19 protein-coding genes, 1 tRNA gene and 1 pseudogene are annotated in these 24,612 nt (G+C 68.2%); 5 read left to right on the top strand and 16 right to left on the bottom strand.

The genetic code is table 11. The features are described from left to right. Positions 1 to 137: 137 nt before the first annotated feature. The 5 genes from RBT54_RS15620 to RBT54_RS15600 form a co-directional block, all read right to left on the bottom strand. Positions 138 to 228: transfer RNA gene (locus RBT54_RS15620), tRNA-Ser, on the bottom strand. A 56-nt stretch (positions 229 to 284) separates the two neighbouring features. Then, positions 285 to 686, bottom strand: a complete 402-nt coding sequence (locus tag RBT54_RS15615) for an Hpt domain-containing protein (protein WP_320367984.1) — start codon at positions 684 to 686, stop codon at positions 285 to 287. An 18-nt stretch (positions 687 to 704) separates the two neighbouring features. Beyond that, complete coding sequence (locus tag RBT54_RS15610; protein WP_320367983.1) at positions 705 to 1,088, bottom strand: response regulator; 384 nt, start codon at positions 1,086 to 1,088, stop codon at positions 705 to 707. Beyond that, on the bottom strand, positions 1,085 to 3,652 hold the full coding sequence (locus tag RBT54_RS15605; protein WP_320367982.1) for a sensor histidine kinase: 2,568 nt from the start codon (positions 3,650 to 3,652) through the stop codon (positions 1,085 to 1,087). Before RBT54_RS15605 ends, RBT54_RS15610 begins: the two co-directional genes overlap by 4 nt. A 16-nt stretch (positions 3,653 to 3,668) precedes the next feature. Then, entirely contained in the window at positions 3,669 to 4,289 is a 621-nt protein-coding gene (locus RBT54_RS15600; RefSeq protein WP_320367981.1) for a response regulator, read from the bottom strand. Between the two features lie 286 nt (positions 4,290 to 4,575). On the opposite strand from RBT54_RS15600, the gene RBT54_RS15595 reads away from it, so the two are divergent. The 5 genes from RBT54_RS15595 to RBT54_RS15575 are packed head-to-tail and all read left to right on the top strand — an operon-like array spanning position 4,576 to position 9,380. Continuing rightward, on the top strand, positions 4,576 to 4,962 hold the full coding sequence (locus tag RBT54_RS15595; RefSeq protein WP_320367980.1) for a DUF2237 domain-containing protein: 387 nt from the start codon (positions 4,576 to 4,578) through the stop codon (positions 4,960 to 4,962). 13 nt (positions 4,963 to 4,975) lie between these two features. Then, positions 4,976 to 6,427, top strand: coding sequence for an AAA family ATPase (locus RBT54_RS15590; protein WP_320367979.1), 1,452 nt, complete (start codon positions 4,976 to 4,978; stop codon positions 6,425 to 6,427). Positions 6,428 to 6,436: 9 nt separating this feature from the next. Continuing rightward, positions 6,437 to 8,095 carry a VWA domain-containing protein gene (locus RBT54_RS15585; RefSeq protein WP_320367978.1) on the top strand — a complete coding sequence of 553 codons (1,659 nt, stop codon included), beginning with the start codon at positions 6,437 to 6,439 and terminating at the stop codon, positions 8,093 to 8,095. Next, the gene (locus RBT54_RS15580) at positions 8,092 to 9,054 is read left to right on the top strand and encodes a Rossmann-like domain-containing protein (RefSeq protein ID WP_320367977.1); all 963 of its coding nucleotides are present in this window, start codon (positions 8,092 to 8,094) and stop codon (positions 9,052 to 9,054) included. Before RBT54_RS15585 ends, RBT54_RS15580 begins: the two co-directional genes overlap by 4 nt. Before the next feature lie 14 nt (positions 9,055 to 9,068). Beyond that, positions 9,069 to 9,380 (top strand): DUF1992 domain-containing protein, encoded by a 312-nt coding sequence (locus RBT54_RS15575; RefSeq protein WP_320367976.1) that lies wholly within the window; start codon positions 9,069 to 9,071, stop codon positions 9,378 to 9,380. 44 nt (positions 9,381 to 9,424) lie between these two features. On the opposite strand, the gene RBT54_RS15570 is transcribed toward RBT54_RS15575, so the two are convergent. From RBT54_RS15570 to RBT54_RS15520, 11 genes and pseudogenes are all read right to left on the bottom strand, one after another. Beyond that, on the bottom strand, positions 9,425 to 10,369 hold the full coding sequence (locus RBT54_RS15570) for a phosphatidate cytidylyltransferase (RefSeq protein WP_320367975.1): 945 nt from the start codon (positions 10,367 to 10,369) through the stop codon (positions 9,425 to 9,427). A 5-nt stretch (positions 10,370 to 10,374) separates the two neighbouring features. Continuing rightward, positions 10,375 to 11,010, bottom strand: a complete 636-nt coding sequence (locus RBT54_RS15565) for a lysophospholipid acyltransferase family protein (protein ID WP_320367974.1) — start codon at positions 11,008 to 11,010, stop codon at positions 10,375 to 10,377. Between the two features lie 52 nt (positions 11,011 to 11,062). After that, complete coding sequence (locus RBT54_RS15560; RefSeq protein ID WP_320367973.1) at positions 11,063 to 11,734, bottom strand: CDP-alcohol phosphatidyltransferase family protein; 672 nt, start codon at positions 11,732 to 11,734, stop codon at positions 11,063 to 11,065. A 142-nt stretch (positions 11,735 to 11,876) separates the two neighbouring features. Beyond that, positions 11,877 to 12,503, bottom strand: a complete 627-nt coding sequence (locus RBT54_RS15555) for a hypothetical protein (protein ID WP_320367972.1) — start codon at positions 12,501 to 12,503, stop codon at positions 11,877 to 11,879. An 11-nt stretch (positions 12,504 to 12,514) separates the two neighbouring features. Continuing rightward, entirely contained in the window at positions 12,515 to 13,024 is a 510-nt protein-coding gene (locus RBT54_RS15550) for a hypothetical protein (RefSeq protein WP_320367971.1), read from the bottom strand. A 226-nt stretch (positions 13,025 to 13,250) separates the two neighbouring features. Beyond that, on the bottom strand, positions 13,251 to 18,758 hold the full coding sequence (locus RBT54_RS15545) for an RHS repeat-associated core domain-containing protein (RefSeq protein ID WP_320367970.1): 5,508 nt from the start codon (positions 18,756 to 18,758) through the stop codon (positions 13,251 to 13,253). Between the two features lie 16 nt (positions 18,759 to 18,774). After that, positions 18,775 to 20,271, bottom strand: coding sequence for a DUF192 domain-containing protein (locus RBT54_RS15540; protein ID WP_320367969.1), 1,497 nt, complete (start codon positions 20,269 to 20,271; stop codon positions 18,775 to 18,777). Then, positions 20,268 to 21,182: a type II secretion system F family protein gene (locus tag RBT54_RS15535; RefSeq protein WP_320367968.1), complete on the bottom strand. Its 915-nt coding sequence runs from the start codon at positions 21,180 to 21,182 to the stop codon at positions 20,268 to 20,270. Before RBT54_RS15535 ends, RBT54_RS15540 begins: the two co-directional genes overlap by 4 nt. A gap of 7 nt (positions 21,183 to 21,189) precedes the next feature. Beyond that, entirely contained in the window at positions 21,190 to 22,038 is an 849-nt protein-coding gene (locus RBT54_RS15530; protein ID WP_320367967.1) for a type II secretion system F family protein, read from the bottom strand. Further along, the gene (locus RBT54_RS15525) at positions 22,035 to 23,795 is read right to left on the bottom strand and encodes an ATPase, T2SS/T4P/T4SS family (protein ID WP_320367966.1); all 1,761 of its coding nucleotides are present in this window, start codon (positions 23,793 to 23,795) and stop codon (positions 22,035 to 22,037) included. The genes RBT54_RS15530 and RBT54_RS15525 overlap by 4 nt, the downstream gene beginning before the upstream one ends. A gap of 18 nt (positions 23,796 to 23,813) precedes the next feature. Further along, positions 23,814 to 24,612: pseudogene (locus tag RBT54_RS15520) on the bottom strand (type II and III secretion system protein); the annotation flags it as partial.

Genomic DNA, 24,612 nt, shown 5'->3' with positions numbered 1-24,612 from the left:
AGGGGGCGAGCTGATCCAACCGATCCGCTGACCGAGTGGCGCCCCTCGTCTGCATCTGTGGTCGCCGTTCGATAATGACGTTGGAGAAACTAAAAAGCCCTGCAAGTCTATGATTTGCAGGGCTTTTTCAGGGGTTCTGGCGGACAGGGCGGGATTCGAACCCGCGTTGGGATATTATCCCAAACACGCTTTCCAGGCGTGCGACTTAAACCACTCATCCACCTGTCCGCGAAAGCCCGGCAGTATAGCCGCAAGGCTTGGCGGGTGAAAGTGTTTTGTGCTGGCTAGGTTTGCTGCGGCGGCACAACGGCTTGCACAGCGAGCAGGAACTGGGTCAATTCGACAGACAGGGCTTCGAGTTCCGTTTCCAGCGCCAGCAGGCTGGGGTGGTCGGACGGCAAGGGGGCTGTCGGGTTTGCTTTGCAGGCGGCTTCGAGCTGGCGCACAAGGTCGACGGCGGCCTGGGCGCGCAGTTGGGCGAGACCGCCACGCAGGGTGTGGATGATGCCCGCGATCTGAGTCGTATTGGCTGCTTCGACTGCGACTCGCAGTTGGCCGTGCATGTCGGTGAGCCATGGGTTGAAGGTGTGCAGCACGTTGAGTAAGGCCGGTGTGCTGTCGAACAGGTCGCGACGCAGGGCCGCCGGGTCGAAATGTTCGGGCTGCTTGGCTGAGTCGATTGGCATCGTGCGTGGTCCCTTGCGTCAGGCCGGGGTTCCGGGGCTGACGGGGGCCCGGCCGACGGCAGCGGTCAGTGAGCTGACGGTGATCGGTTTGGTGATGATGTCGTCGAAACCGCAGGCCAGATAGTCCTGGCGTTCGTCTTCGAGCGCATGGGCCGTATAGGCGACGATGCGGACCTCGTTCCATGCGGCGTTGCTGCGGATGCGCCGGCAGGCCTCTTCGCCACCCATGTCCGGCATGGAGATGTCGAGCAGCATGAACGCCGGTTCTACCTGGGTGAGGCGTTCGAGCATCGGGATGGCGCTCGAGAACTCTTCCACTGTCCAGCCGAGGCGTTGCAGCAGCAGACGTGCGACGGCGATGTTTACTGCGCTGTCGTCGATGATGAAGGCGAGCGTGTTCATGGTGTCTGGGGTGCTTCTGATGACTTGAGATGCCGTGGCAGTCGGACGGTGAAGCGCGATCCTACGCCGGGCGTCGATTGCGCGCTGATCTCTCCGCCCATGAGGGCGGCAAGGCGACGCGACAGGGTCAGGCCAAGGCCCGTGCCGCCATGAGGGCGGTTGAGGAAGGAGTGGGCCTGATAGAAGGGCGCGAACACGTGCTCGAGTTCGCTTTCAGCGATGCCGATGCCGGTATCTGCGACCGAGATGAAAACGTCGTTCATGTCCTGGGTGAGGCTCAGCGTGATCCGGCCCTCGCTGGTGAACTTCACCGCGTTCGACAGCAGGTTCTCGATGATCTGCCGGATCCGTACCGGATCGCCGTCGATGGCGCACGCGTGGGTGGGCAACTCGGTGACCAGGGCGACGCCCTTGGCGCCGGCATTGACCTTGTGCAACTTGGCGACGGCCTCGAGTAGCGCGCAGAGTTCGAACGATCTGGGGGTGAGGGTGAGGCGGTTGGCTTCAACCTTGGCGAGATCGAGCAGGTCGTTAAGGACGGCGAGCAGATGCTGGCTGCTGTGGTGGATCGTTTCGGCGCAGGCGCGCTGCTCGGGGTTCCTTAGTTCCAGGCTGAGCAGTTCGGCAAAGCCAATGATGCCGTTGAGCGGCGTGCGTAGCTCGTGCGACATATTGGCGAGGAATTCGCTCTTGATGCGGTTGGCCTGCTCGGCGGTGAGCCGGGCCTCCTCGAGGCTCTGGATGGAGCCCTGAACGGCATCGGCCATGCGGTTGAACGAGCGTGCGAGCTCGCCCATTTCGTCGCCGCCATCGGCCGCGAGGCGGTGGTCCAGATCGCCTTGCTGAAAGCGGTGAATGCCGTCGACCGCGGTGGTGATGCGCCGCGACAGCAGGCTGGCCATCCAGATCGCAATCAGGATGACGGCGATCACCATCAGCAGGGTCGACAGGGCCAGTCCGGTGGCGGTCTGCTTCAGGGTCTCATCGATGTTGGCGACCAGGTTGTCGCGTTCGCGCTGGTTGAAGGCATCGGCGACCTGGATCATCTCGCTGATGCGGCGCCCGGATTCGGTGGCGGCGCGGTGGAATTCGTCGATGCTGGCGCCGATCGTGACGTAGCCGAAGCCGCGCGCACTGCGACCATACTGCCCGGTGTAATACGGGATGGTCGCCACCGTGGTGAGCTTGTTGAGCCCGCTGAAGTGGATCGCGAACGAGCCCGAGCCGCCGTGCTCGGTGACGTCGTGCCAGCCTTGGCACTGGGGCGAGAAGTTGAGGTAGCGGCAGTCGAGCCCGACCAGCCCGGAGGCGGTGGATTCCGGATGAGGTGTGCGACTGAGCCGTTGATCCTCGTAGGCATTGAGCCGGGCCGCGAAGGCCTGCCAGTTCAGTCCACTGGCCTGCCAGCGGTCGTACAGCTCGGTGTCCAGCCAGGGCGCGGCCATCTCGCCGGTCTCGGGGTCGTAGCCGTGGATGAAGTAGTCGCGTGCGTGAGAGATGTTGCGTCCCAGATCGTCCCAGATGAAGGCGTAGTTGCCTGAGGCTGGGTCCGCGATCGACGCGCGTCGTTCTGCCGTCGGGCGCAGGGTGTCGGTGAAGGCCATCAGGTGGGCGTGGTCGAGCGCGAGGGTGACATAGCCGATGATCTCGCCATCGCGGACCACGGGGGCGGCCCATCGCACCAGCCCCCGGAAGCGCTTGCCGACCGGATTCTCCAGACCGGCATAGCCCGACTCTTCCGGGCGAAATTCGCGGCCGAGCTCGTGCGCGCGGGCGGGGGTGTAGTCGCCGATCCAGTGGGTGCGCACCTGGGCGCCGATGACGCGCGAGACGTGGATCTCGCCCGGGCGCAAGGCCTGCAGTGCGGGCCAGTAGTCCTCGGCGCGCACGAAGGTGTTCTCGCGCCGGCTGATGTCGCGCACGCCGCTGTCGAGCAGGGTGCGAGCCGTCTCGCTCAAGACCTTGATGCGCTCGTGTCCGCTGCGGTCGACGAAGGTCATTTCGAGGAACAGTGGCCGCAGGATGAGGCGGGCGCGGGTGTCCGGTGCACGATAGTGGAAGTTGGTGGCGTTGTCCGGATGGGGGGCGCGCACGAGTTCGAGGTTGCGTGGCGTCGGTTGCTGTTCGATCCAGCGCTCACCGTCGCTGTCTGGCACGTAGGGGCCGTGATCCTCGAGCAGACGTTGGTGGGTGGCGAGGAAATTGGCGTAGGCGGTCGCGTCAGGGGCGATCTTTGACGCTTGCAGGAGGTCCTGGTCGCGATCGTAGAGAAACGCAGCGATCTCGCGCGCAGCGCCGGTGGTGAGCGTTTCAATGGCGTCGCGCGCGCGATCGTCGAGAGCCTCGATCGCGTCGTTGATGGCTGTCTGGCCGGTGCGCAACTGCGTGTCGCGCATGACGTCCGACAGGGTGACGACCCGCGCGGTGACGAGTTGCCCGAGCTCGTACGCGGCCTTCCACGCAAACAGGGCGAGCAGCACCAGCGGTACCACCTTGATCGCGATGAAGATCGCGATGAGTTTCGCACGCAGGCTCAACTGGCGTAGGGCGAGGGGCGTGCGCATCGGCCGGGAGCAGCGCTTAGCCCGCGTTGCGCTGGCGCCGACGTTGTGCGATCAGTGCCTGCACGTAACCATGCAGTTCGTGGAAGGGAATCGGCTTGCGATACACCGTGATGTCTTGTGGGAGCCCGCCTGCGGCGGCGATTTCCTTGGCGCTCAAGGCCGAGACGACCACGATGGCGATGTCGCTGGAGAGCGCGTTTTCGCGCAGGCGGCGGATCATCTCGAAACCGTCGATGCCGGGGATGCGCAAGTCGGCAATCAGCAGGTCGGGGGGCTCGCGGCCGACCTCGACCAGCGCGTCGAGGCCGTGGCCGATGATCCGTACCTCGAGCGGTGCTTCCCAGGCTGCGAAGCTTTCGCGATAGATGCTCTGCAGCAGGCGGTCGTCCTCCACTACCAGCACGCGCAGCTTGCTGTTGGCGCTGCCTGCGCGCGGCTGCAGACCGGGACCCCGGGCCTTGGAGAGCAGCGCATCCACGGAGTCCTGACGAATCCGCCGATGTCCGCCGGCCGTCTTCCAGCCCGCCAGGGTTCCACATTCGACCATCTGCTGGACGGCGCCGAGCGACAGGCCGAGTTGCCTCGCAGCTTGTGCCGTGCTGATGAATTCACGGGTAGGTTCGGCTTTGTCGGACATGAAAGTGTGATTCGACAGAAAGGGAGAAAAATAGCAGAAACAATGCTCGTCCGGTGCACGGCACCATGATGACAGGCACGCTCTCGTGGCAGCCCGATCGAGGGCGTGCCAGTTTCGCCACCAATCACCGGGGGGGCTGGCTCGCGTACGCGATGCGCGCAGCGCGAAGGACGTTCACGCTGGATCGTGGCGCTACAATGGACGCCTGAAATGGCGAGAGGGGCGCGTGCAGCAGCCAAGGCTTCACGGCCGTTGATCATCGACACCTTGAGTAGGACGCGTGGGCATGAATGGATCGAAGAACGTGCTGGGCGGTGCACTGCTCGCCTGCAGCTATGCGCCACTGACCGGCTTCTATCGCAGCGGGTGCTGCGAAACGGGGCCGGACGATCTCGGCCGTCACATCATCTGCGTGCGGGTCACCGAGCCCTTTCTCGACTTTTGTCGTACGGTGGGTAATGACCTGTCCACGCCGAGGCCCGAGTACCGCTTTGCAGGTCTGAAGCCGGGCGAGCGCTGGTGCCTGTGTGCGCTGCGCTGGAAGGAGGCGCTCGCGGCGGGCGTGGCCCCACCGGTGGTCCTCGAGGCCACCCACGAGTCGGCACTGCGCATCGTCGACCTCGACACGCTGAGGGCGCACGCCTACGACGCGACGCACGGGCCGCGCGCCTGAGCGGAGCCGGTAGATGGATCGCGCACAGCTTGCCCGTCTGCTGGAAGTGCTCGAATCCGGCCTGGTCGAGCGCCGCCAGGCGCTGCGCCTGAGCCTGCTCGGCGCGCTCGCAGGCGAGCACACGCTGCTCATCGGCCCGCCCGGCACAGCCAAGAGTGCGCTGGCGCGCCGCATCCACCTGGCGTTTCGCGAGGCGCGCTACTTCGAGCGCTTGCTCACCCGCTTCACGGTGCCCGAAGAGCTGTTTGGCCCGCTGTCGATCCGCGCGCTCGAGGAAGACCGCTACGAGCGCCATGTTGCGGGCTTCCTGCCCGATGCCGAAGTTGCGTTCATCGACGAAGTGTTCAAGGCCAACAGCGCCATCCTCAACGCCTTGCTCACCCTGCTCAACGAGCGCGAGTTCGACAACGGCGCCGGCCGGCTGCGCTGCCCCTTGATCAGTGTGATCGGCGCTACCAACCAGGTGCCGGAAGACGAGGTGGCGGAGGCCTTCTTCGACCGCTTCCTGCTCCGCCTGGTGGTGGGGCCGGTGAGCGCGGAAGGATTCCGTGAGCTGCTCAAGCATGATGGATGTGGAAGTACGGACGTTTTCCCGCATGCGGGCATGTGCCAGCTTGGGGCCGCGGAACGGGAAGCGCTGATCGCCTCGGCGCAGCGGGTTGCCTTGCCGGATGAAGTGCTCTCCCGGCTGGCCGAATTGCGCGCCTGGCTGGCGGGCGAGCAGCACTACGTGTCGGACCGACGCTGGGTCAAGCTTGGACACTTGCTGCGCACGGCTGCGGCAAGCGAGGGCAGGGCGGCCGTGGCGGAGTGGGATCTTGGTCTTGTGCCCTTCTGCATTGCGGCAGACTCCGCAGCCCAGCAGGCGGTGTCGGACTGGCTGACGACCCGGCTGGGAATCCGTGAGGCCTTTTCGCCGCCGCGGCTGACGCGGGTGGTGGAGGCCTTCGAGGCGCAGCTCAAGGCCGAACGCGAGGCCAACGATCTCGACTACGACGAGGCTGGGCGGCTGCGCTTTTCCGCCGTCGATGCGGCGGCCCAGGCGGCCGAGGCCCTGCGCGATGCGGGTACGGCCGGGCAGGCGGGTGCGCTGGCGGGGGCGATCGGCGACGCCAAGGGCGGCGCTGCCGCGCTGCGCATGACGTATGCGCGCAAACGGCGCTACGGCAAGCTGCACATCACCGCGCGCACCTGGCAGATCGACAGCCTGCTGGATCGGCTGGCTGCGTGCCGCGACGAGCTGGCCGCGCGGTGCGAATCGCTCGCGGCGTGGGCGGCCCAGGCCTTGTGGGCCGACCCTGGCTTCGTGGCCGCGGCGAGCGCGAATCTGGCCGGCGTGGGCGCGGCGCTCGATGCGCTCGAGGCCCGCGCCCGTGACGCGCGCGTCGGTTTCGAGGCCCTGCCACGGCTGGACGCGGACGGCGCCCGGCCACCGGCGGTCGAGCACGAACCCCTTCCCGATTGAGTCCCGGCCGTGAGCACCCCTGCCGCCCGCGCCGTCACGCCCCGGCTTTTCGAGGCGCAGGAGGCGCCGCTCGCAGCGCTCGAGCGCCTGCCGCGCAGCCTGTGGCTGGGCGGGATGACGCATGCCGGCGGCGAGCTGGTGTCACGGCTCGTGGCGCTCGAGGCCTGGCGCGGCGCGCTGCTGGGGGGGGCGCTGCCGGATCCCTTGCCGGCGTGGCCGGCGTCCGCGCTGCAGGCGAGTCTGCGTGAGGCCTTCTCGCACCTGAAGCTGGCCGAATACTGCGCGGGCCGCGACGAGCTCGTCGATACCGTGTTGCAGGGGTTGCTGTTTCATCTCGACCTTATCGTCGACTACCGCGACCGCGGCGCCTCTGAGGCCGGCGCGCACGCCATGGCGGTGGAGGCCTTCGCCGCCGACTGGGCCGAACGCTGCGGCGAGCTCGATGAGTTGATCGGCGCCTTCGGTGATCTCGGCGATCTGCTCAAGAACACGCGCTGGGACGCCTTGCGCGGCCTGTTGCGCAGCAGCGAGTGGCGCGAGGTGGTGCGCATCCGGCGGCTGATCGAGCGCCTCCCCGAGCTCGCCCGCATCATCCGCTGCCTGGGCCGTGCGCGTCCCACCGTGGACGAAGCCGAAATGAGCCAGGCGCTGCACACGGTGATCGAGCCGGCCGAGGTGCAATCCAGCGTCGCCCGTCGACTGCGCGTGCCCGAGCTGCCAGGCGAGACGCGTGGCGTGCATCGTTCGGGGCGCATCGCGCGCATGTTGCCGGCCGAAGCGATGCTGCTCGGCCATCCGCAACTGCGCCTGGTGTGGCACGCGCGCCACGCCGAGCGCACGCTGTTGGCCTACGAGGACGACGACCACCTGCAGGAGGTGCGCAAAGCGTCGGCGCCCATGCTGCGCCCCAGCCCGCGCCCGGCACCGGCAATGCGCCTGGAGATGGGGCCGATGCTGATCTGCGTCGACACCTCCGGGTCGATGCGCGGAGGGGCGGAGGCGGTGGCCAAGGCCGTGGTGCTGGAGGCGGTGCGCAGCGCGCATGCGCAGGGACGTGCCTGCCACGTGTTCGCGTTCGGCGGCCCGGACGAGGTACTGGAGTTGACCGTGGGCGTGGACATCGAAGGCGTCGGCAGGCTGGCGCGTTTTCTCGCCCAGGGCTTTGGCGGCGGCACCGACATCGAGGCGCCGCTCGAGCGTGCGATCGCTCGGCTGGAAGAGGCCGAATGGCAGCTCGCGGACCTGCTGATCGCTTCCGATGGCGAGTTCGGCGCCACGCCCGCGCTCGTGGAGCGGCTGCACGCCGTGCGCCGCGCGTGCGGCCTGCGCGTGCAGGGCATCCTCATCGGTGATCGTGAAACCATCGGTCTGCTCGAGATCACCGACGACATCCACTGGGTGCGCGACTGGCGGCGCTATGCTGGGGTGAGCGCTGCGGGGGCTGCGGGTGTCGACGGCGTCGCGGACGCAGCGCGGGGTGCGAGCGCGGGCGGGCCGCAGCGCGGCGAGGGGCTGGAGGCCGGCGGCTCGCCGGTGCATTCGAAGAGCCTCACCGCCACCTACTTCCCCGGCGCGCTGCGCAATCCGGAAAACCGCGCACGCACCCTCAGCCCCGAGGCCGCTGCCGCTGCCGTGCGCGCGGGCCTGCACCGAGGAGAAACCTCATGAGCTTTGCCACCGACCTCGTCACCGAACTCGAGCGCGCCACCGCCGGCCAGCCCATCCCCCGCGTGCGCGCGCTGCACCTGCCGCCGCCCGAGGCGGCCGCGTCGAAGAACGGCGAATTCTGCGCGCTGGAGCTCGACGACGGCGCGCTCGGGATCTCATACGTGCTGCTCGACGACACCTTGCAGCGCCTGATCGATTCAGGAGATGGTGGCGGCATCGTTGGTATGGATGCGCTGGAACTGGCGCGGGCGTTTGCTGACCCGCCGTTCGGTAGCCGGATGGGTGATGCAGGGGAGGTGGGTGCAAGCGGCGCGGGCTCAGTGGAATTGCGCACAGGGGACGCTGGCGATGGGAACGCCGGCGCGGGGGACGCGGGTGCGCGCATGGCAGACGCCGCCGCGCACGCGCTGCGCCGCACGCTCGGCTTTGCCGCCTGCAACGCCTTGTCGCGCACGGTGATGGACCGCATGGGCTTCGCCCCGCCGCGCGCCACCGACTCCATCGGCGGCATCGCGCCGCAGGCGGGCGACCATGTCGGCATGGTCGGGCTGTTCTCGCCGCTGCTGAAGCAGGTCACCGCCGCCGGCGCGCGGCTCACGGTGATCGAGCTCAACCCCGATTACGCCGGCCACTACGAAGGCTACCGCGTCACCCTCGACGCCGCCGAGCTCGAAGCCTGCAACAAGGTGCTCTCCACCAGCACCATCTTGCTCAATCAAACGGTGGACGCCATGCTCGCCCACTGCCGCCGTGCCGAGCGCATCGTGCTCATCGGCCCCAGCGCCGGCTGCCTGCCCGATCCGCTGTTCGCGCGCGGGGTCACCGTGGTCGGCGGCAGCTGGGTCACCGACCGCGCCGGCTTCATCGACGCGCTGCGCCGCGGGGATTCGTGGAGCGCGTTCGCCTACAAGTTCGCGCTCGCGGCCGCCGACTGGCCCGGGCTGCCTGGCGCGCGCTGAACCCGTCGCCTCGAATGGCCTCGATCTTCGACATTCTCGCAGAGCAGCGCATTCTGGACGCCGAGCGCAATGGCGACTTCGCCAACCTGCCAGGTGCCGGCAGGCCGCTGGTGTTCGACGACGAACTGTTCGTTTCGCCCGAGCAGCGCATGGTCAAAAAGGTGCTGCGCAATGCCGGCTTCACGCCACCGGAGATCGGGCTGCGCAAGCAGATCGCCGCGCTGCGGGCCGAGATCGCGGCGCTGGAAGAAGGCAGCGAGCGCCGCCGCCAACTGCGCCGGCGGCTGGCGATGCTCATCATTCAGTTGCAGGAGATGGGACGGTAGCGGGGGTGCTCCAGAGGTGGGGCTGGAACACGGTCATGGGTGGTTCAGAGCGTCCACCCGTAGCGCAGCAGGTGAAAGAACACCGGCGCGGAGAACGCCAGCGAGTCGACCCGGTCGAGCATGCCGCCGTGGCCTTCGATGAGGTGGCCCCAGTCCTTGACGCCGCGGTCGCGCTTGATCGCCGAGAGCACGAAGCCGCCGAAAAAGCCCAGCGTGTTGATGACCAGCGCGACGAACGCGGCCTCGAGCGGGCTGAACGGCGTGATCCACCACAGCGCGGCGCCCATCGCGGTCGCGCTCAGCACGCCGCCGACCAGGCCCTCGACCGTCTTCGAGGGCGAGATCTGCTTCGACAGCGCGTGGCGGCCGAGGAGCTTGCCCCAGATGTACTGGAACACGTCGCTCGACTGCACGGTGAGCAGCAGGAACACGACCAGCAGCAGGTTGCGCCCCTCGTAGCCGGGGATCTGGAGCGTGAGCAGCGCGGGCACGTGCGACAGGCAATACACGCAGATCATCAGTCCCCACTGGATCTTGGCGCTGCGCTCGAGAAAGCGTGCGGTGTCGGCGCCGAGCGAGGCCGAGATCGGCAGCAGCAGGAAGGCGTAGACCGGGATCAGGATCGAGAACAGGCCGTACCAGCCTGCAGCGATCAGGTAGTACTGCAGGGGCAGGAAGACGTAGAAGCTCCAGATCAGCGCGCGGTGGTCGCCCTTGCGCGTGGGCGCGAGCGAGACGTACTCGCGCAGGCACTGGAACGAGACGAGCGCGAACAGGCCGATCACCGCCCACGCCCCGGCCCAGGTCGCGGCCGCGATCACCCCGATCATGATCCACCACGCCTTGAGGCGGGCGTTGAGGTTGTCGATGGTGGCGTGGGGCTGATCGAAGCCGCTGCGCCACTTGAGGATGGCGCCGATGGCGCTGGCCACGGCGAGTACGACGAACACGGCGCCGAAGATGCACACGAGGGTGGCGGAGACGTCCATGGCGGTCACGCGGCGGGTGGCGCGAGCGCGATCAGCGCGTCGCGGCTGCGGTTGAGGAAGCAGCCCCGCGCCTCGTCGTCGCCCAGGCAGAGCGCGTCGCCGAAGTGCAGCGCGCACAGCAGGGGCACCGGGATGAAGCTGCCCTTGGGCATCACACGGCCCAGGTTCTCGACCCAGACCGGAACGAAGCGCAGCCCCGGGCGCGCCCGGGCGAGGCGGAAGATACCGCTCTTGAAGGGCAGCAGCGCATCGCCGATGTTGCGCGTGCCTTCGGGAAAGACGATCAGCGACTCGCCGGCGTCGAGCGCCGCGTGCATCGCCGCGAGCGGATCGGCGGCCGCATGCGCGGCGCCACCGCGCTCGACCAGCACCGCACGGAAGATGCGCAGCGCAACGTAGCGCCGTAGCGGGCCGGCAAGCCAGTAGTCGGCGCCGGCCACCGGCCGCGTGCGTCGGCGCACCCTGGGCGGCAGCGCCGCCCACACGAGCAGGAAGTCGATGTGGCTGCGGTGGTTTGCGTAGTAGACGCTCGGCTCGCCGGCCGGGTCGGCGCCTTGTGCGGCGTGGTGGATTGCGCGCGCGCCGGTGATCACGCGTGCGAGGCCGCACAGCGCGGCGCCGAGGAATCGTTCGATCTTCATGGCTGGCAGGGCGCCGCGAGCGGGATTTCGGCGCAGGTGCGCTGGGTGATGTTCATGATTGGGCTGCGTCGGAGTGGGTCGGGGCAGAGTGGATTGCGTCGGTGCAGGGCGTGACGCGACGGGCTGCACGGACGCCGTTGCGGACCCGGTTGATGGTGTTGATGAAGATGGCGAAACCGATGGCGGGCATCAGCCAGAAGGCCCACCCCGGCAGGCCGTCGAGCAGCCCTACGGCGAGCGCGAGCGCCCCGAACGCGAAGGCCCTGTCGCTCTTGCCCATGGGGCCGTCATAGCGCCGCGGCGCACCGACCATCGGCCCGAGCGCACCCGCCATCTCGGAAACCGTCGCCAGAAAGATCACCGCACCAACGCTAGCCCAGCCGAGAGGCGGCACGAACACGAAGGGCAGCATCAGCGCGGCGTCGGAGACCACGTCGGCCAGCTCGTTGAGATAGGCACCAAGCGCGCTCTGCTGCCCGAACTCGCGCGCGAGCATGCCGTCGATGGCGTTGAGGCCCATGCGTACGAGCATCCAGACCGGCAGCAGCAGGAAGAGGGCGGTGCGTCCGGGATAGAGGGCGAGCAGGGTGCCGAGGGTGGCGGAGCCGAGCAGCGCCACGGTGGTGACCACGTTCGCGGTGACGCCGCGGCGTGCGAGGCGTGCCACCAGGGGGCGCAGCAGGGACTGGAAGGCGGGCTTTAGTTGGTAGAGGGTCAGAGGCATGGCGCCGACGAAGCTAAATGGCGGCGCATGATAGCATCAAAATGCGAAAAGCATATTCGGGGAGTGCGTAGTGGTGGCAAGCCTCTGCGGGACGATAGGTGGATTTGCCGCTTGCCCGGGCAGACTCGGATGGTGGCTTTGCTCAAGCCCCGCGATCGGGCCGGCACAGCAACGAGAAGCCGCCGGGCCTCACCGGGCCGGCAAGGCTTTCCAGCCGGCCATCGAGAATCAGGATTGCCCGCACCCCGGTTTCATCCGGCAGGCGCCCCTGCAAGGCGCTTTCGGCGCTGCGGAACGGGGCCGGGATCGCCTCGAACACATAGCCCAGCTTGCGCAACTCGGCGAGCAGGGCCTCCTTGTCGCCCGCGGCGCTCCACGCCAGGCCTGCGCCACCGCCCATGAAGCTGGCAACCTTGATCTCGTCGAAATGGATGCCGAACACCTTGAAGGCGCCGAGTGTGTTCGTGCCGTCCTCACTGTCGCGTGCGCGGGCGCGATCGTCTGCGTTCGCCTCGTGCTCCTTCACCAGATGCCGATGGGCGTACCAGAACTCACCGAATCCCGGCGCTGCCTGTTCCATCGGCCACTCGCACAGCAGCGTGGCACGCAGGGTTTGCTGAATCTGCGCCTGGTCGGGAGCTGGGGCTTGTCGAGGGACGTTTGCGGGTTGGCCGTGGGCGACTGCTGCGCCGAGCAGCGTGATTGAAAGTGCGATGGCGTGTGTGAGTGGCCGCCAGCCTCGGGAGGCGGTTGTCTTGATGGATGTCATGTGGATGCGCGTCAGTGGTCGGTTTCGATGCGTTGGCCCGTCCTGGGGTGGATGAACCAGCCTTTGCGCAGCACCTCGCCCTGATAAATGTAGGCCTCCTGGAAATCGCCGCCGGCGTGGTGGAACTTTGAGCCGTCAGGCCCCGTGCCGACGCCACGTTCAAGATCCCAGCCGATGAGCGGCCCATCGGCGTGGATGCGGATCTTCAGCCGAAAGCCGCCGCCGTTGCGGCGCTTGTCTTCGAGAAGTGAATCGGGGATGCGGGAGGCGATGGGGACGGTGTAGTTGCCGAGGATGTTGCCGCCGTAAAAGGCGCCATCGGGCAAGCCGCGCTTGAGTGCGCCGTCTGGCTCCATTTTCGTCTTGTCGCGCCATTCCACGCGCAAGAACTTCGGAACGCCAAAGTCGGCGCCGTAGCTCGCGTTTGTCCGGTGCGGTGGGGTGATGATTGCGGAGGCGAAGAACAAGCGTCCATGTTCGTTGAAGATGTTCAGTCCTCTGACCTGGAACAGGGAGTCCACTCTTAGTTGTCCGCCCTGAAGCCCCCGGAATTTGTGCTTCAGTTGCGAATCTCCTGCGCTCAGTGGTTCCCTTGGCTTCGCTTTTGTGTGTCTGCCACTGAAGCTGCAGCCGCTTAGCACGGCAATGCCTCCCGACAGCAACAGCATGCGTCGAATGGGGGAGGGGAGTTGGGTCGAGGAACTAGGGATTTGCATTGTTCGGTACATCCTTTGTTTTCATGCTGGGTCATCGGTCGGTGAAGGCGTAGCCGTTGGCTTTGAGCCAGTCCATATAACCGGCAATGTCAACGGTTCCAGTCTGGTTGCCCTTTAGGTCCTTCCACGTGTCATCGGCGTTATTGCTGACTGACCGGTTGAAGTATGAGATGTACTCATGTGTCTCGGCATTGGTCATGCTCCTGTCTTTGGGGCCGAAGGCGGTGAAGTTCATCGTGCGCTGGGTCGTGCCGCTCACTGCTCCGCGCACCTCGCGATCCTCGGCGCGCAGCAGTTCCCATTCGGTGCGTGTGCTGTCGCCCTCGCTGATCTCCCGAGAGATGTAGTGTTTGTCCGGATTGTCTGGATGGCCGATGCGCAGGCTGTTGCTCTGGTCATGGAGGAGGGGGTTGGTGGTAGGGATGGGAACGAGGTCGGCGATGCTCATCTTCACCTGAGCGAGTTGAGCCTGTTTGACCATCCAGTCCAAGGCTACGAAGGACAACTGGTTTTCGCCGGCCTCGTAACCCCCCCCGATGTCGGCATGCGCCCCGATGAAGCCGCGCTCGATCCGGATCTGGCTAGGCGTCAGACTGCTCGCACCGATCGACTCCAGCGGAAAACCGCCCTGGTGCAGATCCTCGTCCAGATTGCGGCGGGTATCGTTCCAGAAGGCGGCATTGAAGGGATAGCCGCCTACGTTCCAACCGATCGGCTGACTGCGATATTCGTTCAGCGCCACCGCGTGTGCCACATAGTCGAACTCGCCAGGAATGGAGAGGCGGTAGTCCGAGCTGAATGGCAGGTCGGTACTCAAAACCGTGTCGAACAAGCCGATGAAGCGAAGATTGACCGGCTGACAGCGGATGACATCGCGCCGGGTTTTCGAGTCGACGGCCGAGTACTGGATCATCTGCCTACCTTCATGCTCAACGAGCGCTTGGGCCAGGCGGTTCGCGAAATCGCGCGCTTGGGCGGCGCCGCGGCTGAAGCCGACGATGTCTATGTCCATCACATTCTTGTCGTCTATTGCTTCGGCCTCGTCGACGAAGTACTTCCACATCCGCTCGATGCGCGCGCGCCCTGTAAAGTTGCCACCCCGGTCCGGCACGGGGCCGAGTCCCTTTGGCAGAATGTCTTCATAGGCCTCACCAAGGTAGTTGGCTCGTCCATCCTCGTAGTGCCAGCTGCCTACACCTGATACATAGTTCCTGTTGCCATCAGCATAGAGGCGAAAGAATCGAACAACGTTGGTGTCAGACCCACCGAGACGTTCGCGCTCGCGGTCGTCCCATGAGTTATCGGTCCCATCAAACGCAAACAAAATCAACCCATCCGGATCCACATTCCTCAGCGGATTAAACGCCACATACGCATACGGGTTCGGTCCGTCCGGCGTGCCGAGCGGGTCGGGGGTGAGGTACTGGCCCGCTTCGGGGTCGTAGTAGCGCGCGCGGTTGTAGTGCAGCCCCGTCTCGGCATCGAAGACCTGCCCGGGCAGGCGTAGGTCGAGTGTGAAGTCACGGGACTGGATGGTGGCTGCGCCAAAGGGGGCGTAGGTGGCGCGCCAGAGGACCTGGCCGGTGGCGTCGGTAGCGAGTTCCGGGGCGCCGAGGTGGTTGCAGTGCAGCCAGACGATGCGCTCCGTTTGCGTGAATGCGGCGCGGATCATGCGGAAGAGTCCGTCCGCGAATTGCATCGTTCCGGTGTCGTTGTGCTTCGCGGGCGCCACGCCCTGCGGGGTGTTGATGACGGCGAGCGGGATGTCGGCGAGCCAGACGTACTGGCGCAGGATGCGGCCGCCGGCGTCGAGTTCGGCGAGTGGCTGGCGGTGATCGTCGTAGACCGTGTGGATCGTGCGCTCGCCGACCTGGCGGGTGTTGCGCAGGCCGCGGTGGCCGTAGCTGTAGCGGGCCAGTACCTTACCGCGCTCGCGGACCTCGACCAGGCGGCCGCGGGCGTCCCAGTCGTATTCGCGAACGCCCACGCGCTGGGGCTGGCCGCTGGAAGTGTAGACAGCGGGGGCTGACGAGTCGGCGCGCCGGTGGGTGCCGGGCTCGAATCGAGCGGCCTGCGTGCCTGCGCTCAGCTCGTGCTGTGAGCGGCCGCCTTGCTGGCTGAGGACGCGGCGCTGGGTGGCGTCGTAGGCGAAGCGCCAGACGGCTTCCTCGCGGGGGGGCTGATCACCGATCTGCCAGCGGACGGTTGTCAGCAGGCGACTCTGCCGGTCGTAGGCGTGGCCGGATGCGGTGGGCTGGGCGCCGTCGGCGGCTGCGTGCTGGCGGGTGTGGAGGAGGTTGCCGCGCACGTCCCACAGGTAACGATGGTCGAGCAGCGCGGCCGGGTCGTCAGCGAGGCCGAGGGCGCCGGGCAGGGCCGCGCTTTCCGCTTGCTTGTTGGTGACGTCGGCTTCCGCCTTGGTGCTGGTGTCGTCCGCCTGAGCGTGTGCGGGCGCGATGCCGAGCAGGCGCTCGGCGATCTCCCGCGTGCTGCGGCCGAGCAGCTCCATCGGCGATGTGGCTGCCGTCTCGAGCAGCGGTGGTGAAACACGCCGATGCACGATGCGGGCCAGCACGCCCTCGCGGCTGCGCTGGAGGAGGGTGTGGATGCCGTTGCCACTGACATAGCTGCGCAGGCCGGCGAGGTCGCGCTCGAAGCCTTCCGCGATGTTCTGCTCGCTTGCCGGCCAGATTGACCACGAAGCGCCGACCGAGTCGCGTTTGAGTGCCACGACCTGATCCTGACCGTTGCGCACATAGTGCATGCGGCTGCCGTCGGGCAGCGTGGTGGCGACGAGTTGGCCGCGATCGTCGTGCTCGTAGCGGATGACGATGGTCAGCTCGCCGCGCTCGCTGGGCAGGGTGACGATGCGCGCCGTGCGCAGGCCGCGGGTGTCGTATTCGTAGCGTTCGCGCTGGGTGGGATGGATGAGTTCGACGAGGCGGCGGCCTTCGTAGCGCCACTGCGTTTCTTCCAAGGTGCCGCTGCGCGCATCGGTGATGCGTTGGCGCTGGATGCGGCCCCAGGGGTCGTAGTCGTAGCGGGCGCCGTTGCCGCGGGCGTCGCGCATGGCGACGAGGCGGTCGAAGGCGTCGTATTCGTGGCGCACGGTGCCGCTGTCGGGGCTGCTTCGCCAGACGATGCGGCCAAAGTCGTCGCGGAGCTGACGAACGGAGACCGGAGGGGCCGCATCCTCGGCGCGGGGCGCAGCTTCTGCTTGTGCGGGGTGGATGAGGCCGTCGGTGTCGATTGCATATTGCAGGCGTCCACGCGCGTCGTAGTGCCAGTTGCGCCCGCGGCCGGCGTTGTCGCGGGCCGAGGCGAGTCGGCCGTGCGCGTCGTAGCGCAGGGTTTTGGTCTGCTCGAAGCTTGCGCTGCGCCGGCTGCGTTCGAGCGGCCGTCCTTCGGTGTCGTAGCGGAAGGTGTCGAGCACGCCGAGGGCGCTGGCGTGCCAGCGCAGGTGGCCGTGCTCGTCCCATTCCTGAAGCCAGTTCGCGGCCGGCGAAGAGGGATTGCGCGCTTCGACCGCGCGCCCGAGTGCGTCGTATTCGAAGTGCTGTGTCTGCGCGGGTGTCTGCCCGGGACCCTCGAGGCTTACGGTCGTCGGCTGCAGGCGCAGGTTGTAGGTGTAGCGGGTGCCGAAGCCTTCGACATTGCGTACGCCATTCAACATGCCGGTCGCGGGATCGTGCTCGAGCGTGCTGCGTCGGCCGCCGGGCACGGTGAGTGCAGTGAAATGGTTTCCCGCGGCATCCCACTCGAATGTGGAAATGTCGGAGTCGGCTGGCGAGCCTACGGGGCCATTCGGTAGCGGCCCGTCGGTGGCGGTGAGGACGGAGCGGCCGTTGATCCGGCTGTAGCTGAAGGTGCTGCCACGCTCGATCGGCGTTGCGCGGCTCGGGTCTTCGATCGGCGCGCCGTCCGCATCGAGCGGGCTGAAGCCGCTTTCCACCATGCGCGTGACCTGGCCTGCATCGTTGTGGCTGAGCTGCAGCCGATGCTCGCGCTCCGGGACGACGCTCGGGCGTGCGATGAGGACGGGGCGGGGCGAATCGTCGGCGTACTCGTAGCGGGCGAGCAGGCGCTCGGGCAGCGCCTTGCCACCGACAAAAGGCTGCAGCGATCTGCTCAGCACGCGGCCGACGTGGTCGCGCACCAGGGTCGTGGCCGCGAGCGGCTTGCCTGCAGGATCGAGCCGCGTGATGCGGGCGGGCCGGCCGCGCTTGTCGTACTGGTAGCGCACGTTCGTCTCGCCGCAGCGCGCGCAGCCCGGGCCGATCGCCTCCAGCAGGCGGGGCTCGCCGTGGATGCGGGTGTGGCGGTAGGTGGTGCGCTGGCCGAGGCTGTTGGTGAGCACGGTCCGGTCTGACGCCGCGAATTCCAGATCGACTTGCTCGATGCCGGTGCCCGGCCGCGGCTGGCCGGAGTCGTCCAGGGTGCGCGGTGCGCCGCGTACGCTCATGACCGCACGCCCGGCGCGGTCGTAAGCGTAGGTCGATAGGCGCCGCTCGCCCGCTTCGCCTGCGGCTCGAGCGGCAGTCGGGACAGTGAGGGAGATTCCGGTGAGGTGGTGCGGCCAGGCCGGCGCCGCTTCTCCGGCGTCGGCGCCGTAGTGGTAGCGCCGGACGGTGCCGTCGGGGTGGCCGGCGGCGACGAGGTTGCTCAGCCCGGGAAGCGCACGCTCGTTCTGGTGCGCATAGGCGAAGCGCCCGAGCGGGCTGGTGATCGCCACCACACCCCGAAAACCGCGGCTGCTGCGCGAGGCGTACTCGAAAGTGAGGCTGCGGCCTTGCGGATCGGTCACTTTCACCAGTTCGCCATCGAGGCCGCGCGCGAGGCTGAGGAATTCGCCGGTGGGCATGCGGATCTGGATCAGCTTGCCACGCGCATCGAAGTCCAGCGTGCGCCCGTCGGGCCAGGTCCAGCGATGGAACGGCACGTTAGGGCCAGTCCCGGCTCGGGCGCTCGCCGAGATCCAGCCCCGGGTGGGGTCCGGGTGGCGGTAGTGGCCCGCCTGGGCAGGATCGGGCGCAAACACCAGGCGGGTGCCGTCGGCCTGGACGATGTGCAACTGCGCGCCCGTCACATGCAGATCCGTCTCGTAAGACAACCGCCAGCCGCGCCCGAGCAGTCCGAGCGGCGCATCAGTGCCGGCCTGCGCGCTGTTGTAATGGCGCACGATCTCGATGCCAAGCACGCCCGGCAGCGCGGGTAGGTCGGTCTCGCGCTGGTACTTGTTGCCGGTGATGACGTCGATCGGGTTGCCGGCCCCATGGGCGACACCGTCCGGGCTCTCCTGGCTTGCCGGCGGCGACTCGCCGCAGGGGTGCGCGGCCGCCGGGTCGCCGCCGTCGATCGAGATGCAGTTCGGGTCGGACGCGCTCGACTGAGGGCGCGATTGTTGGCTGGTCGCGGGCAGAAAGCTGCCGCTCGACGTCGCCGCAAAGGCCGTCGGAGGGAGGGCGAGGAAAAGCCCGAGCACGGGTACGAGCAGGCAGTGTGCGAGCAGGGTGCGGACGGAGGGGTGGGCCGTGATCATGGGGGCGGACGAGTGGTCATGGGGTGTTCGAGGTGGTGCTGATGCCATTCAGCCAGTCCGCAGGCGCCTGACATGAAGGCAGGGACCCGCAACCTGGGTCGGTGAGGAGGTCGCAGCCACCTGGCTCGGGCGCTGGTGCGAGAGGGGGCTCGGTTGGGGCAGTGCATTCAGGATCGGTCACTGGGCATGCCGGCAGTCCCGGCCCTTGCGGTGGCGGTCCTGGATCGACGGGCTTGCCCGCGTTTCCGGGCCCTGGCGACGAGGGGTTGCCGGCCTCGATCGCCGGCGACTGCATGCGCATGACGGTGTGGGCGACCACCGGGATGCGCTCGTCGGCGATCAATCCGGCGCGAAAGGCGTCGCCGTCGGCGGGGTCGAGCGCCGCGAGGGCGCGCGCCATGAAGGGGCCGGCGAGCGGGATCTGCTTCTTTGCCGGGATGCCGTAGGTGATGCGCAACTTGAGCAGGTTGGCGTCCTGCAGGGTCTGGCCGCTGGCGTTGGCGGCCGGGTTACTGGGGCAGCCCGGGCGGTCGATCGGGCAGTCCAGGTGGGCGAGGTTGGTGTTGGGGATCACGCGCGCGGAGGCGCCGAGGCGCGCGGCCAGCGCCGGGCTGTGGTAGTCGTCGAAGCTCTCGCGGGTGGGGGAGAGGATCTCGATGCGGGTGAACGGCGCCTCCGCGAGCGCCCTGGCGCGTGAGGCGGCGAGCTCGGCGGTGGTGGTGCCGCCACCGTGGTAGCCGGTCATGGCGCGGTCGAAGGCGGTGCGTATCGCCGCGGGGCGGGCGTTGGCGACGGTGCCGGCGCGGGCGGCCTCGAAGGTGGCGTAGTTGAGCTGGCTCCTGGCGTGGAACAGCAGCGCGTACTGCATCAGCACGAGCAGGATGAAGAGCACGAGCGGGCTGGCGATGACGAATTCGACCAGGGTGGCACCGCGCTGTGCGGGGGCTTGCGAATCATGGCTGGCTGCCGTCGCGGTTTCAGCAGGCGCCTGTGCGGATCCACAGGCAGTCGCGGACGATGCCAGCGTGACTTTTGTGGGAGCGGGCTTGCCCGCGAATGCGCCGCTTGAGCCAGCGCCATTCGCGGGCAAGCCCGCTCCCACGACGCTCGGGGCTCGTGCAGGCGAATTCGGGATCGTGATCCACCTGCCGGGCACGAGCCCGACCCTCCGCGCCTCGCCTGCGGCCAGTTCCAGCGTGTGCCTTGCCCGCCAGCAGGCGGCGGCGCGCCAGGGTGGCAGGGTCTCGACCACCTTGAGGATGCGGCCGTGGCGGTCGACGAAGACGACGTCGATCGGGTAGCGCATGAAGGCGGTGTGCACCGACGCGCACGGCGTGATCAGTAGCGCGTGGCCGGGCGCTGGCGGGGGCGAGCCGAGCAGGCCGCGCATGCGGTCGAGCCAGCGTTCGGCGCGGTGAAGGGTGAGCGGCGAGGGCGCGGCAGGCTTTCCGGCTGCCGAGTCAACGTGACCAGGGCACGCCGCACGGCCGGCGGACGCAGGGCGTGCGCTCATACACCGGCCGCCATGAACTTCATCACGATCGGGAACATCAGGATCGCGAATACGCACGGGAAGATGAAGAACAGCAGCGGAAACAGCAGCTTGACCGGGGCCTGCATGGCGAGCTTCTCGGCGCGGGCGAAGCGTTCGGTGCGGCGCTGTTCGGCCTGGGCGCGCAGGATGGGGCCCAGGCTCATGCCGGTAGCTTCGGCCTGGATGAGGGTGGAGACGAAGTTGGTGACCGGTGCCATGTCGAGCCGCGCGGCCATGTCGCGCAGGGCTTCGCTGCGCGGGCGGCCGGCGCGCATGTCGCGCATCAGGCGGGCGAATTCGTCGCGCAGCGGGCCGCTCGGGCCCTTGGCGACGGCCTGGGCGATGGCGCTGTTCACGTTGAGGCCGGACTCGACGCACAAGGTGATGAGGTCGAGCATGAAGGGCAGGGCGGCGAAGGTGAGGCGGCGGCGCAGCTCGATGCGGTCGCGCAGCCAGACGAGCGGGAAGACGTAGCCGAGCACGAGCGCGGCGAGCGTCGCCCAGGGCACGGGGAACGCGAAGCTGGCCGCCATCCTGGCCGCGAACGCGGCGCACAGCAGCGCCCACACCAGCCGGCCGGCGAGGAACTGCGCCGCATCGAGCGCGTAGTCGAGCCCGGCCAGGCGCAGGCGGGCGAGGCCGGCCTGCGCCTGGCGCTCGGGCAGCAGCGCGCGCAGGTAGTGGGCGAGCCATTGCACCGGCCACCACACGATGCGGTAGCCGGGCGGCGGGGCGTCGAGCCAGATGCGGTCCTGCTGCGGCACGGCGGCCACCGTGCGCGAGACCAGCCAGGCGACGAGCGCGACCGACAGGCCGACGCTCAACGCGATGGCGGCGATGACCCAGCGCGGGTCGAGGGTCAGGAGCAGGGGTGAGGAGCTTGGGTTCATGGGCGGCTCAGATGTCGATGGCGACGATGCGGCGGATGAGCAGCACGCCGATGAATTCCATGACGATCACCGCAGCGAGCACGCCCAACCCGAGCGGCGTGGTCCACAACTGCGCCATCGCCTCGGGCTCCATGCGGTTGAGCACCCACAACAGGAACACCGGCAGCAGCCCGACGACCCAGGCCTGCAGCTTGCCCTGGGCGGTCAGCGCGCGGATCTTGAGCTCCATGGCGTGCTGGCTGCGCAGGGTGGTGGCGGTGCGCTCGAGCGTCTCGGCCAGGCCGCCGCCGGTCTCGTTGGCGATGCGCATGGCCGACACCATCAGCTTGACCGGCTGCGCGGGTATGCGCCGGGCGAGGTTCTCGAGCGCGTCGTCCAGGCTCACGCCGAGGCGCTGCTCGTGCTGCACCAGCAGCAGCTCCTGCTGCAGCGGCGGGGCGAGCTCGGTGCTGACCTGGCGGATGGCAGCCGGCAGCGACAGGCCGGCGCGTGCGCTGCCGGCGAGCATCTGCAGCGCGTCGGGGAGCTGCTGTTCGACCTGTTCGATGCGGCGCACGCGCAGCCAGCGCAAGACCAGGCTGGGCGACAGGACGAGCACGACGGCGACCGCGAGCGCGACGAGCATGTTGCCGGTGAGCAGCCACGCCGTGCCCGCGCCGAGCAGCGTGAGCGCGAGGTTGAGCACATAGAGCCGCGCCGGATCGACGAACAGGAACAGCTCGCGCAGGTGAAAGCCGGTCTCGCGGGTGAAGCGCTCGCGCCACGCCTGCAGCAGGCGGGTGCCGATGTCCACCAGCGCCCATACGAGCAGGGCGATGGTGACGGCTACCACGGCCAGGACGACGCCGAGGTTCATGCACCGCCTCCGTTGCCAGGCTCGGAGAACAGCGACAGATCGAGCTGCACGCCGGATTCGGCCAGCGTCTCGTAGAAGGCGGGCACGGCGTTGCAGCCGGTGAAACGGCTGAGCACACGCCCCTCGGCGTCGCGGCCGCGCTGCTCGTGGCGGAACAGCTCCTGGATCTGGATGCGGCCGGATTCGGTGCCGGCGACCTCGACGATGGCGGTGATCACGCGGCGGCCGTCGGGCAGGCGCGCCTGCTGGATGACGAGGTCGATGGCCGACGCGATCTGTTCGCGGATCGCGGTCAGCGGCAGGTCCATGCCGGCCATCAGCACCAGGGTCTCGAGGCGCGCGAGCGCGTCGCGCGGGCTGTTGGCGTGCAGCGTGGTGAGCGAGCCGTCGTGGCCGGTGTTCATCGCCTGCAACATATCGAGCGCCTCGCCGCCGCGGCATTCGCCGACCACGATGCGGTCGGGGCGCATGCGCAGGGCGTTCTTGACCAGGTCGCGGATGGCGATCTGGCCGCGCCCTTCGGCGTTGGGCGGGCGCGCCTCAAGGTTGATGAGGTGCGAGTGCGCCAGGCGCAGCTCGGCGGCGTCCTCGATGGTGATGATGCGTTCGCCGTCGGGGATGAAGTTCGACAGCACGTTGAGCAGCGTGGTCTTGCCCGAGCCGGTGCCGCCCGAGATCAGGATGTTCTTGCGCTGCTCGACGCAGATGCGCATGAAGGCGGCCATGTGCGGGCTCATCGCGCCGAAGGCGAGCAGGTCGGCGTCGGTCAGCACCTTGCGCCCGAACTTGCGGATGCTCAGCGCCGGGCCCTTGATGGCCAGCGGCGGGATGATGGCATTGACCCGCGAGCCGTCCTTGAGCCGGGCGTCGACCATCGGCGAAGACTCGTCGATACGCCGCCCGATCGGGGTGACGATACGCTCGATGACGCCGAGCACCGCACGGTCACTGGTGAAGCTGCCGGAGTGGCGCTCGAGGCGGCCGCGGCGCTCGATGTAGATCTCGTCGTGGCGGTTGACCATGATCTCGGTGATCGAGTCGTCGTCGAGCAGCGCCTCGAGCGGGCCGAGGCCGACCGCCTCGTCGAGCACGTCACGGCGCAGGCTGTCGCGGTCGATGGACTCGGGCAGCGCGGCTTCCTGGTCGATGAGCTCGATCAGCAGGGACTCGGTCTCGGCGCGCAGCTCGGCGTCGCTCATGCGCACCAGGTCGCGTCGGCGCAAGTCGATGGCGTCGAGCAGGGCCTCGTGGAGGTGCTTGCGCCAGAACTGCTCGGGGGTGGGCGCGGCGGGGGCTGCGGGCGCGCGTGCGGCGCGTGCCGGGTGCGCTGGCAGGGGCGCGTGGGATGCGTGCCCCTGGTGCGTTCCCGGCGCCGGCGCCGACCGCTCCGACACCCCGGTGGCGCCGGCGGCCATGGCGTCGTCGGCCGGGCCGGCGGGCGCATCATTGATCGTTCCCTGCGCCTGGATCCTGTCCTCGATGACCAGCGTGAACGGCCCCACCACGATCTGGTCGGTGGGCGCGATCGGGCCGTGCTGCTGGATGCGCGCGCCGTTCACCGTGGTGCCGAAGAACTGGCCCAGATCCTGGATGTAGAGCCCCGTCTTGCTGCGGTAGATGCGCGCGTGTTCGCGCCCGATCTTCCAGCCGGGCAGGCGCAGGCGGCATTCGCGGCCCTTGCCGATGATCGCCGAGGTGTCGGTGATCGATTCGACGCGGGGTGCGCTCTCGGGGTGGCGGATAGTGACCTGGAACATGATGGGCAGGCTCCGCGGTCAGTTGTTTTGCCAGCGATGGTCGCCGTCGCGCTGGAGGGGGCTGCCCGGGACGACGCGGTCTTCCACAGGAGCCGGCAGACCCGGCATGGCGGCCAGGTCCGGCTCGGTGGCGCGCGGCACGTCCGCCAGGCGCTGGCGGGCGCGCAGCATGCTTTCGGTCTGCTCGAGGGTGTGCTTGTCCACCGCGTGCGGCGTGACGAAGACGACGAGCTCGGTCTCGTTGTTCTGGAAGCGGCGCGAGCGGAACAGCGCGCCCAGCACCGGGATGTCGCCGAGGAAGGGCACCTTGTCGATCGCAGCATTGACGTCGCGCGTCAGCAGGCCGCTCAGCACGATGGTGCCGCCCTGCATCACGTTGAATTCGGTCTCGGTCTTGCGCGTGCGCAGTGCCGGGCCGGCGTCGCCCATCACCGACAGGTCGAGATCGCTGACCTCGCTCATGATGCGGGCGCGGATCACGCCGTTGTCGTCGACCCGCGGCGTGATCTCGAGCCGGATGCCGTAGGGCTTGAACTGGATGGTGGTGCCGTTGATGTTGCTGACGCTGTAGGGGAACTCGCCGCCGGCCAGAAAGCTCGCCTCTGCGCCGTTGCGGGCAGACAGCACCGGCTGGGCGAGGATGGAGGCCGAGCCGTTCTGCTCCATCAGGCGCAATTGCGCATTGAGCCCGGTGTTGATGGCCGAGAGCACGTTGAGGCTGTAGCTGAGCGGCACCGGCCCGCCGCTGCCGTCGGGGTTGATGATGGGCGGCGCGTTCTCGCTGCCGGCGCGCAGGACGATCTGCAGCGGCGCATTG

The organism is Thauera sp., from assembly GCF_034003485.1.
GTDB lineage: Bacteria > Pseudomonadota > Gammaproteobacteria > Burkholderiales > Rhodocyclaceae > Thauera.
The sequence above is the reverse complement of the archived record's forward strand: the minus strand, read 5'-3'. Positions and strand labels throughout refer to the sequence as shown.

What these genes read in the sequence shown, in the direction of transcription:
- RBT54_RS15610 (WP_320367983.1), bottom strand. Translation starts at nt 1,088, where the DNA reads ATGAACACGCTCGCCTTCATCATCGACGACAGCGCAGTAAACATCGCC.
- RBT54_RS15615 (WP_320367984.1), bottom strand. Translation starts at nt 686, where the DNA reads ATGCCAATCGACTCAGCCAAGCAGCCCGAACATTTCGACCCGGCGGCC.
- RBT54_RS15540 (WP_320367969.1), bottom strand. Translation starts at nt 20,271, where the DNA reads ATGAGCGCACGCCCTGCGTCCGCCGGCCGTGCGGCGTGCCCTGGTCAC.
- RBT54_RS15575 (WP_320367976.1), top strand. Translation starts at nt 9,069, where the DNA reads ATGGCCTCGATCTTCGACATTCTCGCAGAGCAGCGCATTCTGGACGCC.
- RBT54_RS15590 (WP_320367979.1), top strand. Translation starts at nt 4,976, where the DNA reads ATGGATCGCGCACAGCTTGCCCGTCTGCTGGAAGTGCTCGAATCCGGC.
- RBT54_RS15580 (WP_320367977.1), top strand. Translation starts at nt 8,092, where the DNA reads ATGAGCTTTGCCACCGACCTCGTCACCGAACTCGAGCGCGCCACCGCC.
- RBT54_RS15535 (WP_320367968.1), bottom strand. Translation starts at nt 21,182, where the DNA reads ATGAACCCAAGCTCCTCACCCCTGCTCCTGACCCTCGACCCGCGCTGG.
- RBT54_RS15565 (WP_320367974.1), bottom strand. Translation starts at nt 11,010, where the DNA reads ATGAAGATCGAACGATTCCTCGGCGCCGCGCTGTGCGGCCTCGCACGC.
- RBT54_RS15555 (WP_320367972.1), bottom strand. Translation starts at nt 12,503, where the DNA reads ATGACATCCATCAAGACAACCGCCTCCCGAGGCTGGCGGCCACTCACA.
- RBT54_RS15605 (WP_320367982.1), bottom strand. Translation starts at nt 3,652, where the DNA reads ATGCGCACGCCCCTCGCCCTACGCCAGTTGAGCCTGCGTGCGAAACTC.
- RBT54_RS15560 (WP_320367973.1), bottom strand. Translation starts at nt 11,734, where the DNA reads ATGCCTCTGACCCTCTACCAACTAAAGCCCGCCTTCCAGTCCCTGCTG.
- RBT54_RS15545 (WP_320367970.1), bottom strand. Translation starts at nt 18,758, where the DNA reads ATGATCACGGCCCACCCCTCCGTCCGCACCCTGCTCGCACACTGCCTG.
- RBT54_RS15595 (WP_320367980.1), top strand. Translation starts at nt 4,576, where the DNA reads ATGAATGGATCGAAGAACGTGCTGGGCGGTGCACTGCTCGCCTGCAGC.
- RBT54_RS15570 (WP_320367975.1), bottom strand. Translation starts at nt 10,369, where the DNA reads ATGGACGTCTCCGCCACCCTCGTGTGCATCTTCGGCGCCGTGTTCGTC.
- RBT54_RS15525 (WP_320367966.1), bottom strand. Translation starts at nt 23,795, where the DNA reads ATGTTCCAGGTCACTATCCGCCACCCCGAGAGCGCACCCCGCGTCGAA.
- RBT54_RS15530 (WP_320367967.1), bottom strand. Translation starts at nt 22,038, where the DNA reads ATGAACCTCGGCGTCGTCCTGGCCGTGGTAGCCGTCACCATCGCCCTG.
- RBT54_RS15600 (WP_320367981.1), bottom strand. Translation starts at nt 4,289, where the DNA reads ATGTCCGACAAAGCCGAACCTACCCGTGAATTCATCAGCACGGCACAA.